Here is a 14,164-nt window from a genome sequence, read left to right as displayed (position 1 = left end):
TTTGCCCTTCTCAATTAGCTACGTTGTGTCATGCCCGGGCATTCCGTTGACGCCCCGCCTTGGGTAGTTGTTGGCCGACCTGGCTCAAGTCCATTGGACGGTGAAACCCTTTTCTTCGTGGCGGGCCACCTCTCATCGCAGTCCCAACCCCTTCGCAACGATGCTGCGCAGCACCTCTTTGGTGCCGCCGCGGATCGTGCAGGAGGGCGCGTTCAAAACCACGTAAGCCAAAGCCGCCCGATATGAGTCAGCGGCGCCCGGGTCTGGCTCGGCTTGCAGCGCGAGCCGCAGGATCTCGGGAATCTCCTGCTCGAAGCAGGTGCCCAGGTCTTTTACCAGCGCGGCGTGCAGTGCGGCATCCTGACCATCGGCGATCATCGTAGCCACACTGCGCGACATCCGCCGCAGCGTGGTGAGGTGGGCCACCAGGCGCCCGAGGGCCCTGGCTCCCACAGCAGACGGTTGGTTCTTCACGACACGAACGAATTCTTCCAACACACTGAGATGCGACAGGAAGCGCTCGGGCCCGCTGCGTTCAAACGCCAGCTCACTCGTCACCTGTTTCCATCCATCACCTTCGACGCCGATGAGCGCCTCGTCCGGGAGAAACGCATCCTGTAGATGCACTTCGTTGAACTCCTGCCCTCCAGCGATGTTTACGATCTGCCTGCACACGATTCCGGGCGTCTTCATGTCGACCAGAAACTGGCTCAGGCCCGCGTGGCGCTCGTGGCTTGCCGGCGAGGTGCGGCAAAGCAGGATCATATAGTGGCTGCGGTGTGCATTCGTGGTCCAGATCTTCGCCCCGTTTACGAGCCAGCCTCCGTCCACCTTCGTGGCGCGGGTGCGTACAGAAGCCAAGTCCGACCCAGAGTCCGGCTCGCTCATGCCGATACAGAAGTAGGACTTGCCGGCGGCGATGCGGGGCAGGATTTCTTCACGCTGGCTCTCACTGCCGAACCGGAGCAGCAGTTGGCCGCTCTGCCGGTCGGCTATGGAGTGTGCAGTGATCGGAGCCCGGGCGGCGAGCAGCTCTTCCATAACCACATAGCGTTCAACGAGGCCGTAGCCGCCACCGCCATAGCGCTGGGGAAAGCCCATCCCTATCCATCCGCGCGCGCCAAGCGCTTCGCTGAATTCAGGATCGTAGCCACCAAAAACGCTGGCTGCATGTGGGTCGCCCCGCCAATCAAAATCGTCCAGGAACTCGCGTACCTCTGCTCGCAGCCGCTCGCCGACCTCCGACTGCCGCGGTGGCGGAAAGGACAGGTTGCTCATCGCGTCGCTCCTATGTCGAGGCTGCTTCTCGTCGGCGCAACTGTGCGCCAGAGGGTCTTCTCAGATTCATTGATGAGGATGCTTTCCCCAAGTAGGTCGGCCCAGAACGCTTCGCTGCCGTATTCGTCGCGCCAGGACCAGAGTCGTTTCGTGAAGCGCTGCAATTCGTGTTCCTCAGTGAAGCCGATCGCCCCGAATACCTGGTGTGCGATGGCAGCGGCTTCTCCGGCTGCTTCCCCAGTGCGGATCTTCGCGCTTGCCACTGCAACGCTGTGCATGAGTGACTCATTCTCGCCAGCGATCCAGTCGTCAATCGCCTCACTCCCGGCTTCGGTCGCTGCACGCGCGGCTGCTGCCTGGGTCGCAAGTACGGCAATGTTCTGCTGGACCGCTTGGAACTTGCCAATCGGCCTGCCGAATTGGACCCGCATGTTGGCGTAATCCACAGTCAGGGTCAAAGCACGTTCGATGGCGCCTGCCATCAGAGCACTGCGCGTGATTGCAGCTACCGCCTGCAGCGAATTCGATTCAAACGGCGCAGGCACCACCGCATGCGGCACTACGCCTTCGAAGGCGATGTCATCGCGCGGCTCCCCTGCGAGATTGTGACCGGGCGTAATTGAGACGCCCGATGCATCGCGGGCAACTACGATCAGTTGGGCTTCCGGGCCCTCACTAATGAATACGATGTGTGTGCAGGCACTGCCCCAAGGCACCCGTACAAGTGCCCCGCCGACGTGCCATTCGTCGCCCGTGCGGGTGAGCCGGACCGGTTCCGAGAGCGACGAAAAGCCGAGAGTCGGCAGTTCCATCTCTTCAACACCTGCAAGATCAACGAGCCAGTGCCCAATCATTGCCTCGGCCATCGGCACGGCAGCTGCGTGCTTGCCTGCGATTGCCAGAAGCTCGCAGGCAACTGCCCAGCTCACGCCCACGCCGCCCTTGCTTTCAGGCACCAATGCCTTGTCAAATCCAACGCTTTTAAGGACCTCCCATAAGTCAGAGGGTCCCTCAGCGAAAATGCTCGCTGCCGTTTGATGGAGCATCTCGCGAGTTTCATCATCCATCGTTTGCTCCTTCCTTCTGTTCGCGATCGGAGGGCGCTGCGAACGTGTGTTCGACTAATCGCACTACCTGATCCTTAATTCCACGTATGTCTTCCGGCGAACCTTGTATAAGACGTTGCGATGCAAGGCCACGAAGCGCGCCCACAACGAACTCAGCTCCGAGCGCTGGATTAATATCGCGGCGCACCTCGCCCTGCTCAATTCCGATGCGAAGGTTGTCCTCCAGCCAGGCAAACATTTCGCGGTTGTATACCGCTACTACGTCGGCCGTCTCCGAGTCTTCGAGCAAGGACTCCGCCAGCAGCAACAGGAGGGTTCGGGTGTTTATCCACTTCGGATCGCTACGCCCCAGGTACACGCGGACATAGCCGAGAACCGCCTGCAGGCCGGCAGGAGGCTTTGGCGCATCTTGCATCTCCTGCGCGAACGACCGATTGATGTGCAGCGTCAGGGCACGCAACAGCGCACCTTTGCTGCCGAAGTGGTGCGCGGCTTGTCCCCGGCTGTAGCCAGCCGTGAGGCCCACCTCCGCCAAGGTCATTCCGACCCATCCTTTGCGCGAGAGCAGGGTCCGCGCTGCCGCAAGAAGCCTCATCTCAGCTTCCTCGCGCCTCTCTTGCTGAGTGCGGCGTTGGGGCGGCGAGGTCTGCGTTTCTTTGCTTGCTACGCGTTTGCTTCCCCGGACAGTCTGCCGCCGTAGCTCAGCCTCTTCTTGAACAGTCCAACTGGGTGAAGGCCATCCCGCTGCTTCTTCGACTTCTTGCCCTTTGCGCACGTCTTACTCCTTAGAACGCCCTTGCAGCATAACAACTTACTGGTCAGCAATCAAGAACTTATTTGTCGACTATCAATCAAAGAAGAATCTAGCAGCCGATCCCGGAATGCGGCTGGGTAAGCAGCGCCTGGTCCGGTGGACTTTTTAGAAGCGAATCAAGGGAGCCAGACAAACCCCGCTCCACCAACCCCCGCGGTCCCTGGTGGGCCTGAGCAGGCATTCACATTGTTGGCGCCGCAACCCGAGAAAACACTTATGACGTCGAAAGTGTCTCAAGGGGTCCCAGGGCAAGATGGGCTCTGCAGCTGGGCCTGCCGCTTGTCCAGGTGAAACCGCTGGCCATTGACTCTTTCGGAGGCGCCCGTCCGGTCCAAATAAGGAGTGATACCACCGAGGTGGAGCGGCCAGCCAGCGCCAGCGATCATGCAAAGGTCCACGTCCTCCGCCGATGCGACCACTCCTTCGTCAAGTAGAAGCCCGATCTCTTGCGCCAAGGCGTCCTGGACACGTTCAAGCAGTTGCTCCGAAGTCGCAGGGCTGTCAGTGAACTCCAGGATTTCCAAGGTGGACCGTGGGATGTGCGGGCTCCCATCGGATTCATCAGACCAGAACGAGGTGATGCCTTGGTCTATAAGTCTCTGGAGATTAGTCGAGATGGGGAACCGGTCGCCGAAGGCGAGATGGAGGGATTCGATAACATGCTGCGCCACAGGAAGACCGATCATGGCCAAAAGCCGAAATGGCGTCATTGGCAGTCCCATGGGCTTGAGTGCCTTGTCGGCGACGTCAGCAGGGGTGCCCGCGTCAAAGGCCCTCAAGACCTCCGCAACCAGCCGCAGTAGTACACGGTTGACCACAAATCCTGTGGCATCACGGATGAGCACCGAGGTCTTTTTCAGCGTGCTACCGAGGACGAACCCTGTGGCCAAGGCTTCATCATTGGTTTTGGCTGCCTGCACAACCTCCAGCAGGGGCATGGCGGCGACCGGATTAAAAAAGTGAAACCCGATGACGCGTTCCGGGTGCAGGAGGTCTGCGGCCATCTCCGTCACCAGCAGCGAGGACGTATTGGTGGCAAGAACGCACTTTTCGGAAACGACGGACTCGACTTCTGCGAGGACCTGCTTCTTGACAGAGAGTTCTTCGAAGACCGCCTCGATCACAAAGTCAGCGTCGGCAAAGGCGGTTTTGGACACCGAGCCGCTAATAAGGGTTCTAAGGCGATCGGCGTCGTCCAGGGAGATGCGTTTGCGGGTGAACAGTTTGTCCACCTGGGCGTGGACGTCACCTACACCTCTATCTACGCGGCCTTGGTCGATGTCCGTCATCACAACGGGTACCTGCAGCTGTCGGGCAAACAGCAGGGCCAGCTGCCCGGCCATCAGTCCAGCGCCGACAACTCCGACCTTGTTGATCGGGCGGGCCAGGGCCGGATCAGGCGCATTCGACGGATTCTTGGCTCTACGCTGTAGAAGTTCAAGAAACGCATACACGGAATCCTTGAACTGCGGTGTCAGGATCAGTTCGCCGAGTGCGTTGACTTCCAAATCCGCGGATTGTGCCTGATCCAGACTCCTCCCCAGTTCGAGCAGATCCAGCAGACGAGCAGGGGCAGGTGAGGCATCGGAGGTCCTGGATGCAACGATGGCCCGACCCGCAGCCACGGCCGCATCCCATTCTTCCCGAGAGGAGCCGGCAACCGAAGCCCGCCGTCGGTCAAGTTCTTCCCGGAATGCCGTATCGGTAATAACCCGGTCAGCCCAGGCCAGTGACTGACTCAGGAAATCGGGACTGTCGAATACAGTGTCTGAAATACCAAGCTCATACGCTGACCTGCCGTCAAGAACCTTGTTGTTAGCCAGTGGGTTCTCGATCATCAACTTCACCGCATTAGCGGGCCCGATGAGCCGGGGAAGTCGGTACACTCCGCCCCAGCCGGGCACCAGGCCGAGGTAGGCCTCGGGCAGAGATATCCCCTTCGCGTCCGATGAAATTGTACGGTAGCGCGCTGCCAACGCGACTTCCAGCCCACCGCCTATGGCGGCGCCATTGATGAAGGCGAAAGTTGGAACTTTTATTGCCGCGAGTGCGCCAAACACCTGATGTCCCAGACGTGCAACAGCTCGGGCCGACTCCAGGTCCTTCACGCATTTCAGCGACTTTAAGTCTGCGCCGGCCACAAAAAAGCGATTCTGGCCGGTGATGCCAACGCCAGCCACGCGTCCTGAGTCGACTCGCTTCGCGACTTCCGCAAGCATCCCGTGGAGTGCCTGCAGCGAATCGGGGCTAAAGGTGGCGGGCTTGCCGTCACCACCGGTCAGAGTGATCAGCGCGAAGTTGCCGGCTCCAGGCAGCTGGACCTCTGTCAATTGCACATAGGGCGAGAGCCCGCCGAGGGGCTTGGCATCCGGATCACCGGATTGAGCTTCCGTGCGAGTCGGGTTTGTCATATGTCATTCCTTAGTCGAGGGAGGCAGTAGTGGCGGTCCGACACCGTCAGATCGGCTCTCTACAGCAGGGCATCGCGAGGTCACCGGGAAACACGGTGGGCGACTTGTGCGGCGGGGATTGCCCGGGAGGACGAGCGCCTACCTTGCGTTAGCGTCTCCGCACCTTGGGAATATAATACTTGCTTAGCAACTATGATATTACTGCAGTTTTTGGCAAGACGAGATTTAGACCGGCGCATGCCCAGGCCCGAGGCGGAACTCTCTCAGCTGAGCATCCGGTACCAGGGCTCAGTCGCTGCTCGCCTCGGACGCCAGCTTTCTGAGAACGGGAATGACCGCCTCGAGCACCCTGCGGTCTTCCGGCGTCAAGCGCTCGCTGACTGTCCGGTCCAGCCAGCCGTACCCAACAGACACCTCCTGAGAAAGTTTTTCGCCGCCCTCCCGCGTAAGTTCGATCCAGACCCGGCGACGGTCCACGTCATCAGGTACGCGCGTCACAAGCTGCAGCCGTTCCAATTCCCGCGCAGCGAGCGAGATGCCCTGAGGGCTGACCCGTCCAGCCACAGCAAGTTCCGAAGTGGTGGCCCGTCCGTGCTCGGACAGATATCTGAGAATGCCCAGCTTTCCAGGCGAGAGGGTCCGTTCTACGTTCAAGCGCGCCAGTAGAGGGTGCAGCGCCTCAAAGAAGGAGTGTGTCATTTTCTTCTGGTCAATCATGCCTCGAATATACAACCGACTTGATCAACCTGCTTGCTCTTTCATGCGAAAAGCCTCTCTGGCAGGGCGCGTATCGACTTCTCGCCCAGAAAGAAAACGATCGCGACGCTGGCCTCATGCGGCAACCGAGCTTGAGGTTTCCGGACACGACTCGTCGGGCGTCCAGCCGTGTCCAGAATCCTGCGAGGCGGTCAACCGACTGCCGAGATCAGGCCTGAGCGTCGCGGATGGCTCGATTCACGGCGGAAATGACAGCCTTGAGAGCGGCCGTGCTTGTGTTGGCGTCGATGCCGACGCCCCACAGCACGCGCTCCCCCACTGCACACTCCACGTAGGCTGAAGCCATCGCGCTACCGCCCTCTGAGAGGGCGTGCTCGCTGTAGTCCAGCACCCTGAGGTCCACACCATCCTGCTGGAGGAGGCTCAGCAGGGCAGCGATTGGGCCGTTGCCGGTGCCGGTGCGCTGAACCTGCACGCCGTCTACGGTGAGTGAGGCGTGAAGCGTCATGCCGCCGTCGTCATCTGTTTCCGTCTTGACCGCGCCCAGCGAGTATCGGCCCCACTGCCCGTCAGCCTCGCGGGAGGGCAGATATTCGTCCTGGAAGATCTGCCAAAGCTGAGCGCCGCTGACTTCCCCGCCCACCGTGTCAGTGCGTCGCTGGATGACGCCCGAGAACTCGATCTGGGCACGTCGCGGCAGATCCAGGCTGTGCTCGGTCTTAAGCAGGTAGGCCACTCCGCCCTTGCCGGACTGGGAATTGACCCTGATGACTGCTTCATAGGAGCGACCCAGGTCCTTGGGGTCGATGGGCAGATACGGAACCTGCCAAGTGAAGTCGGAAACGTCTTTGCCGGCAGCGGCCGCGTCCCGTTCGAGTGCTTCGAAGCCCTTCTTGATGGCGTCTTGGTGTGATCCGGAGAACGCGGTGAAGACGAGATCGCCACCGTAGGGCGAACGCTCCGGGACGGGCAGCTGGTTGCAGTACTCCACCGTGCGGCGGACCTCGTCGATATTGGAGAAGTCAATCATGGGATCGATGCCCTGTACGAAAAGGTTCAGGCCCAGGGTGACAAGGTCCACGTTTCCGGTCCGCTCGCCGTTGCCGAAGAGGCAGCCTTCGATCCGCTCCGCGCCAGCCATGTACCCCAGTTCCGCGGCAGCAACACCCGTTCCGCGGTCGTTGTGTGGGTGCATGGACAGGATGATGCCCTCCCTGGGGTGCAGATGACGGCTCATCCACTCGATCGAATCGGCGTAAACATTGGGAGTAGCCATTTCCACGGTTGCGGGCAGGTTAATGATGACCTGCCGGTCAGCGGAGGCTTCAAAAACATGGGCCACGGCATTGCACACCCTCACCGCGTACTCCAGTTCCGTGCCCGTGAAGGATTCCGGGGAGTACTCATAGATGATATGCGTGTCAACGAGCGTTTCCTCGTATTTTTTGCAGAGCCGGGCGCCTTGGAGGGCGATATCCAAAATTCCGTCCTCGTCTTGGTTGAACACCACGCGGCGCTGCAACACCGAGGTGGCGTTGTAAAGATGGACAATCGCCTGCTTGGCGCCCACCAAGGATTCGTAGGTGCGCTCAATCAGGTGTTCGCGGGCCTGGGTCAGTACCTGGATGGTCACATCGTCCGGGATATGGTTGCCCTCAATGAGCTGCCGGACGAAATCGAAATCGGTCTGGGAGGCGGACGGGAACCCGAGCTCGATCTCCTTGTAGCCCATGCGGACCAGCAGGTCGAACATCTTCATCTTGCGCGCCGGGCTCATGGGATCGATCAGAGACTGGTTACCGTCGCGCAGGTCCACGGCGCACCAGCGGGGCGCCTTGGCGATGATTTTGTCCGGCCAGGTGCGGTCTGGCAGTTCCACCTTGATCTGGTCCTGGAACGGCGTGTAGCGGTGGGCGGGCATTCCTGAGGACTTTTGTGCGTTTTGCATTACGGGAGGCCTTTTCTTGAGATCTTCATTGAAGGGTGGCCGGGTAACACGAACTCCGCGACGAGGATGGCCTTGCGCTAGATTGCGCCTGAGGACTCGCCGCGGCAGCTAAGGGGCGGGAGCTCCGTGCGCACGATCTGAAGGTAGGACGAGTGCTCGGACGAAAGGGCGCTGCTGCTGTTGAGTCGGACACCAAGGGCATGCAGGTCATGGACGACCATGTCGAGCATCGCACTCCTGTCAGTTGACCTGTCGCGGGATCGGTTCCGCGGTCGTCCGCGCCGGGGAGGTGGCTTCTTAGGGCCGGCGAGTTCGGATTGCGGACTTCTGGACGGGCCGTGTTTTGTCAGCTCAACCAATGGATCGAAAAAGAGGGGCAAGCCCGGGGTGTGGGGTTCGACTGGGACCGGAAAGCTTGTTGCTGGCTCTAACTTCTTCACTGCATTTCACCTCCAGGCGCGCGTTGGTCGAGCAGTTCCGCTAAATGCAGGCTCTTGCGGTCCGGGTCCAGCTGCTTGACCTGCATGGCGCAGCTGAAACCGTCGGCCAGAACGGGGACGTCGGAGGCTGTTTTAGACAAGGCCGGAGCCAAGGCCTGTTCGGCCACCTTCATCGAGATGGCGTAGTGGTTGGCTTCAAACCCGAAGTTCCCGGCGACCCCGCAGCAGCCTGTGGCTTCGTTGACGTTTGCGACACCGAGGGCGGCCAAGGCCTTTCGTTGGACGGTGGCCCCGAAGGTGGAGTATTCGTGGCAGTGGGTTTGCACGGTGACGTCCGTCGGCACGGCAGGTGGTGTCCAGCCGCCGTCGACCCATTCCTTCACGGCCTCCGCGAAGCTCCGGATCCTGTGGGAGACGCGTTCGGCCGCTTCGCTGCCGAGCAGTTCGGGTGCGTCCTTCTTCAACGCCGCGGCGCAGCTAGGTTCAATCACCACGATGGGGGTATCGGCCCCGTCGTCGAGCTTCGCGACCGCATTGCCCATGAGCTTCTTGGCGGTGTCCAACTGGCCGGTGGAGATCCAGGTCAAGCCGCAGCAAGCATCGGACTCGCAGCCGACAGTGCGACCTGTGCTTTCCATGACCCGGGCCGCAGCCCCGGCAACCTCAGGCCTGAAGCCCTTGGTGAACGAGTCCACGAAAAGGACCGCATCTGCCGGGGCCGATGAATCCGCGTAGGGCGCCAATTCCTTGCGGAGCATGGCCCGGGAGGCAAACTTCGGCATCTTCCGGTGCGTAGTCAGCCCGCCTGCTGCGGCCACCACCTTGCCCAGCGGACTGGCAAGGACCAGGTTCACGAGCGGGCTGATCAGGGTGGTCAGTTTCAGCCAGCGCGGCAACCAGCCAAGGGAGAAATGCGACATGGGCCGCAGTTTGCCCTCGTAGTAGTGGGAGAAGAACTCCGACTTGTACGTGGCCATGTCCACGCCGGCAGGGCAGTCGTTGGAGCAGGCTTTACACGCCAGGCACAGATCCAGTGTTTCCCGGACATCCTTCGACTTCCAACCTTCGTCGATGCTTTTGGCACCTCGGACCATGTCCTGCAGAGCACGGGAACGACCGCGCGTTGAATCCTTTTCGTCCCCTGTGGCTCGGTAGCTCGGGCACATGACGCCACCGGCATCAGATCGGCACCTGCCCACGCCAATGCAGGACTGGACGGCATGAACCCACGGGTCAGCACCGGCGGCCGCGGCCTCGACCGGACGGAGCTCAAAGTGAGTTCGCCACTCGCGTTGGGGAATACCTTCGTGCGCCAAGTTGGCATCCATGGGGTCCGCATCTGTCATGGATCCTGGGTTCAGGATGCCGGCAGGGTCCCAAAGTCCACGGTAGGTCTCAAATGCTGCGATCATTTTTGGGGAATACATGACCGGCAGAAACTCCGAGCGGGCGCGTCCGTCGCCATGCTCACCAGACAATGAGCCGCCGTGCCGCACTACGAGGTCAGCTGCGGCGTGGGTGAACTTACGAAAGACGCCCCGGCCCTCCTCGCTACGCAGGTCATAAGTGATGCGGATGTGCATGCAGCCTGCACCAAAGTGCCCGTACATAATTCCGGTCAACCCGAACTCAGCCAAAAGGTCACGGAAATCGGACAGATATGCGGCCAGGTTCCGCGGCGCAACAGCTGAGTCTTCCCAGCCTGCCTGTGATTCCCCGCCGCTGGCCGGCCGGGAGGAAAGACCCGCCCCGTCTTCCCGGACCCGCCAGAGGGTGGCGCGCTGGACGAGGTCTGGAACCGCGCGCCCGTCCACCATCCGTCCGTTTGCCGCCAGCCGTTCGAGGAGCCGGGACGCTTCCCCCGCTACCTGCTCGGGGTTGTCCCCGTCCAAGTCCACATAGAGGAAGGCCTTGCCTTCGGGCAGGCCCAGAACTGAATCAGGTCCGCGTCGCAACTTCATTGTGTCCACGATGGCCTCGTCAATGCCCTCGACGGCGGCGGGCGAAAATTCCAGGATGGTCTCGATATCCTTGGCGGCGTCCACGACATCGGCGTACCCGAGACACACGAGGAGGGCGCTGGGTGCTTTAGGGACGAGTTTCATGCGGGCCCGCACGACGATCGCGCAAGTGCCCTCGGTTCCCACGAGGGCTCGGGCCACGTTGAAACCATTTTCAGGCAGGAGGTTGGCCAGGTGGTAACCGGAGACCTGGCGCTGGATACGGCCCAGCTCTACCCGGAAACTTGCCAGGTTGTCCTGGGCGAGTTGCTTAAGCTCCTCCCCCAGCTCAAATGCGCGGGAGACCGAGAACGTATCGGCTGGGTCAGTTGCGCGCAGACCGGTCGCCGTGGCGGTCAACTGTGCGCCGTCGGAAGTGACAACGTCAATCTCCAGCACATGATCAGAGGTGCGGCCGTAGCGTACCGAGTGATTACCGCAAGCATCGTTCCCGAGTGAGCCGCCGATCGTGGCCCGGTTCTTTGACGAAGGGTCCGGTGCGAACGTGAGCCTCCCACCGGTGACCCTCTCTGTCTCAACGGTGAGGTGGGAGAGGACGACGCCGGGGTCGACGTCGGCGGTTTTGGTGGCCTCATCGACGCTGTTGATCCGGTTCATGTACCGGGAGAAGTCCAGAACAATGCCGGGGCCTATGGCGTTGCCGGCCATGGATGTCCCGCCACCCCGGCTCACCAACGGTGTGCCGGTTTCCCGGCATGCGGCCACCGCAGCCACGACATCCTGGACGCTTCGTGGGAAGACCACGGCAACAGGCGGAACCCTATAGTTGGACGCGTCATAGGAATACGCGGCAATACGATGGCCCATTTCTTCGGCAAGCACGCCCGCGGCTTCCAGCCGGGCAAGGACCGGTGCACGGCCCGGTGTGGAGAGGACATCTTGAGTCATAGCGTTATCAGGCTCCAGTTTCGTCCCGGTGAAGCCGGGCACGCACGTCGGATATGCAATATCGAAAAAATCTTCTGGTGACAAACCTGTCCAGTTGGAGAGGAACATCTCCCGGAAACAGCGTGGCTGCCCGCAGCGACGTTGACGCGCTCTGGAGAGCGTCCGTCATCAGAGCGTCCGGATCACCAGCGTGGGCCACACTTGCTCCTTTGTCCTCATGACAGTTTCATCCGCTCTGCGGCACATGCGTCACGCTACGACGACTGCTCCGGCGATGCTACTGGAATTGCACCAACCCCCTCACCCAAACTCTGGTGAAAATATTGGTAGTGGGTTGGCAGTGCGGCATCCCCGAATGCGCAACTGGTATAGGCACGCGAAGCTGTATCAAGAACGCTTCCGGGTATCCGTCATGCTCAGTTGCCGCAGGCGGTGGAACTCCTCTACCTCATCAAGGCGTAGGCACACCGACTCGATTGCCCGTTTCCCCGAAAGCACTTGCTCGGTGGTGCGCATTACTGCAATTTCATCCAGAATTGCCAGCGTTGGGGGGAGGAGCTTAAGCCTTCCGGCAGCTTCGTCTGAAAGGATCCTTCGCACCAGCATCCATTGCGACGATGTTGCCTCCGTCGTGACATGCTGGGGCTCCRGATCGGGCGCTACAGCAGTCACAAAAAAGAACGTATCGAAACGTTTGGGAAAGCCCTCAGGTGTGATCCAATTTGCCCAAGGGACCAAGTCTTCTGGTTGTAGGACAACATCGCATTCTTCTGCCAGTTCACGCACGGCGGCAGACAGGAGGCAAGCGGCAGTTTGGGGCGCACTCGTTGCATCCGTTCCAACCCTGGTCCGCCGCCATGCCACCGCCTGACAGTCCAACAGCGTTCTGCTCAGCGCCGATGGCAAGGAGTCAGCAGCGTCGACGCGGCCTCCCGGAAATGCGACCACACCAGCAGCAAAATCCATCGTTAGTGCCCTGCGTTGGACAAAGACTTCAACTCCGTGCAGGGAATCCCGCATCAGGACCACGCTTACCGCAAGCCGCGGAACCGGTGGGTCCATTGCGCATATCTCCTCACCAGCGGTAATGCTCATTGATTCCTCCTGCCGAGTTGCCCAACTCTCGTTGTCATGGTGTGTAAGCAGCAGACCGATACAGGAGAACGACCCAGAAACCCTCTTGGCAGACTTCGCCTCGCTGATTGAGTATCTGAAGTCTGGTTTTCACAATGCCCCGGTCCGGCTTAGTCGCAGAAGGCCGGAGCTCTACTACCTCTTCCCGCACAGCAATGGTGTCGCCGATGCGAACAGGTGCAATGAGGTTCCAGTCATGAATGCCGAGAAATGCTATGGCCGAACGTTCCTTCCACCCCATTCCCATTTCCAGGCCAAAAGCGATCGCAAGTGTCCCAGGACCGTGGAAAACCCGTTCTCCAAACTGAGTACCACGGGCATACTCCTGGTTGGTGTGTAGGGGGTGCATGTCCCCCGACCACGTCGCGAAGGTAACCAGGTCCGTCTCTGTAATCGTTCGCCCTTGAGACGACCACGAATCTCCTGTTTGGAGATCCTCAAAGAATCGGGTTGCTGAAGGGATCAGATGATTCCCGGCCCCTGCATCCATCTTTGCTCCTGTTCGGTTACCGCCTAGGCCCCGGAAGGGCCCCAGCCGGCTTCGAGTCGATCCGCATTAAAATCACGGCCAGTAGCCCCCTCATAGGATGCTGAATCTCTCGGGACGATTCGGATTGGCTTCCCTCCGGAGAGCTCTTCGGATACGTGGGCGATAACCCCAGGCAGCGTCGAGAGCAAGGCAATACCTGTCCCTTCTTCTGGCGTGAAGCCGAGCCCCAGCAGTATCGCGGCCATAACACCAACGTCATTTATCGGGATGTCCGACTTACCTGGGAGTTTCGTGAAGGCCCTGTGCACTGCCTCGTACACTTCAGCCGCCTGATCCCACAGACCTTCCTGCATAGCAATCGATCGGAGCCGTTCAGCGCGAGGATCAACAACCTTAAAAATGGGGTGCCCCAAGCCCGGGATGCGTTCCCTTGCTTCACGCATGCGGTTTACCTTATCCTCAGCGAAAGCTTCGAGCGTGAGGCCGGATCCCAGAAACTCCGCATGCGTAGCCCGGATGAAGCGGCCGCTGTCTTCAGTCGCCAGCGTGTGCTTCCCGACAGATAAACAGGCGGCTGACATGCCGATAGCCATACTTGGATTGGCGGAGACAGCAAACCTCGCGGCCACTGTCCCGGGCTTTTCAAGACCATAATCCAGGATTCCGCTGAGGACTGCGTCCAGCGCCCGTATCTCATGGTCCGAAGGGATCCGACCACGGATCACGAGAAATATGGCTGCCGTGAAGGGGATTTGCCCGATCAGATCCTCAAGGTCATAGCCGCGAACATAAACGTTCGTATCAGTGACTTGGCTAACAGAGGATGACCAATAAGCCCCAGACTGGTCTGCAGTATCCTTTTGCAATGTTTCTCCCGAACCGTCATGTGTTTCAAAGGGCCTGCGGTGCTAGGCAAGATGACGAGCCAAGCTCCAAAATATGTCGGCCATGTCCTT

Annotated in this window: 11 protein-coding genes; all 11 read right to left on the bottom strand. The window is 60.4% G+C overall.

All coding sequences use genetic code 11. From position 1 onward, the window contains the following. Positions 1-132 precede the first annotated feature (132 nt). The gene (locus tag AB4Y87_RS22070) at positions 133-1,278 is read right to left on the bottom strand and encodes an acyl-CoA dehydrogenase family protein (protein ID WP_442006395.1); all 1,146 of its coding nucleotides are present in this window, start codon (positions 1,276-1,278) and stop codon (positions 133-135) included. Continuing rightward, positions 1,275-2,345 (bottom strand): acyl-CoA dehydrogenase family protein, encoded by a 1,071-nt coding sequence (locus tag AB4Y87_RS22065; RefSeq protein WP_442006394.1) that lies wholly within the window; start codon positions 2,343-2,345, stop codon positions 1,275-1,277. Before AB4Y87_RS22065 ends, AB4Y87_RS22070 begins: the two co-directional genes overlap by 4 nt. After that, positions 2,338-3,120, bottom strand: coding sequence for a TetR/AcrR family transcriptional regulator (locus tag AB4Y87_RS22060; protein WP_442006393.1), 783 nt, complete (start codon positions 3,118-3,120; stop codon positions 2,338-2,340). The genes AB4Y87_RS22065 and AB4Y87_RS22060 overlap by 8 nt, the downstream gene beginning before the upstream one ends. Before the next feature lie 272 nt (positions 3,121-3,392). Continuing rightward, a complete protein-coding gene (locus tag AB4Y87_RS22055) occupies positions 3,393-5,570 on the bottom strand; it encodes a 3-hydroxyacyl-CoA dehydrogenase NAD-binding domain-containing protein (protein WP_442006392.1) in 2,178 nt (725 codons plus the stop codon). A 288-nt stretch (positions 5,571-5,858) separates the two neighbouring features. Then, on the bottom strand, positions 5,859-6,287 hold the full coding sequence (locus AB4Y87_RS22050; protein ID WP_442006391.1) for a MarR family winged helix-turn-helix transcriptional regulator: 429 nt from the start codon (positions 6,285-6,287) through the stop codon (positions 5,859-5,861). Positions 6,288-6,495: 208 nt separating this feature from the next. After that, the gene (leuA, locus tag AB4Y87_RS22045; protein ID WP_442006390.1) at positions 6,496-8,235 is read right to left on the bottom strand and encodes a 2-isopropylmalate synthase; all 1,740 of its coding nucleotides are present in this window, start codon (positions 8,233-8,235) and stop codon (positions 6,496-6,498) included. Positions 8,236-8,312: 77 nt separating this feature from the next. Continuing rightward, the gene (locus AB4Y87_RS22040; RefSeq protein ID WP_442006389.1) at positions 8,313-8,465 is read right to left on the bottom strand and encodes a hypothetical protein; all 153 of its coding nucleotides are present in this window, start codon (positions 8,463-8,465) and stop codon (positions 8,313-8,315) included. A gap of 206 nt (positions 8,466-8,671) precedes the next feature. After that, on the bottom strand, positions 8,672-11,584 hold the full coding sequence (locus AB4Y87_RS22035) for an FAD-binding and (Fe-S)-binding domain-containing protein (RefSeq protein WP_442006388.1): 2,913 nt from the start codon (positions 11,582-11,584) through the stop codon (positions 8,672-8,674). A gap of 387 nt (positions 11,585-11,971) precedes the next feature. Beyond that, entirely contained in the window at positions 11,972-12,679 is a 708-nt protein-coding gene (locus AB4Y87_RS22030; RefSeq protein ID WP_442006387.1) for an NUDIX hydrolase, read from the bottom strand. 34 nt (positions 12,680-12,713) lie between these two features. Continuing rightward, positions 12,714-13,208, bottom strand: a complete 495-nt coding sequence (locus tag AB4Y87_RS22025) for a MaoC/PaaZ C-terminal domain-containing protein (RefSeq protein ID WP_442006386.1) — start codon at positions 13,206-13,208, stop codon at positions 12,714-12,716. A gap of 23 nt (positions 13,209-13,231) precedes the next feature. Next, positions 13,232-14,074, bottom strand: coding sequence for a citryl-CoA lyase (locus AB4Y87_RS22020; RefSeq protein WP_442006385.1), 843 nt, complete (start codon positions 14,072-14,074; stop codon positions 13,232-13,234). Positions 14,075-14,164 lie beyond the last annotated feature (90 nt).

The organism is Paenarthrobacter sp. RAF54_2 (assembly GCF_052113945.1).
Taxonomy (GTDB): Bacteria; Actinomycetota; Actinomycetes; order Actinomycetales; family Micrococcaceae; genus Arthrobacter.
This window is presented reverse-complemented; position numbering and strand designations above follow the sequence as displayed.

Coding starts and splice junctions, on each gene's coding strand:
- AB4Y87_RS22070 (WP_442006395.1), bottom strand. CDS start 1,278: ATGAGCAACCTGTCCTTTCCGCCACCGCGGCAGTCGGAGGTCGGCGAG.
- AB4Y87_RS22065 (WP_442006394.1), bottom strand. CDS start 2,345: ATGGATGATGAAACTCGCGAGATGCTCCATCAAACGGCAGCGAGCATT.
- AB4Y87_RS22055 (WP_442006392.1), bottom strand. CDS start 5,570: ATGACAAACCCGACTCGCACGGAAGCTCAATCCGGTGATCCGGATGCC.
- AB4Y87_RS22050 (WP_442006391.1), bottom strand. CDS start 6,287: ATGATTGACCAGAAGAAAATGACACACTCCTTCTTTGAGGCGCTGCAC.
- leuA (WP_442006390.1), bottom strand. CDS start 8,235: ATGCAAAACGCACAAAAGTCCTCAGGAATGCCCGCCCACCGCTACACG.
- AB4Y87_RS22040 (WP_442006389.1), bottom strand. CDS start 8,465: ATGCTCGACATGGTCGTCCATGACCTGCATGCCCTTGGTGTCCGACTC.
- AB4Y87_RS22035 (WP_442006388.1), bottom strand. CDS start 11,584: ATGACTCAAGATGTCCTCTCCACACCGGGCCGTGCACCGGTCCTTGCC.
- AB4Y87_RS22025 (WP_442006386.1), bottom strand. CDS start 13,208: ATGGATGCAGGGGCCGGGAATCATCTGATCCCTTCAGCAACCCGATTC.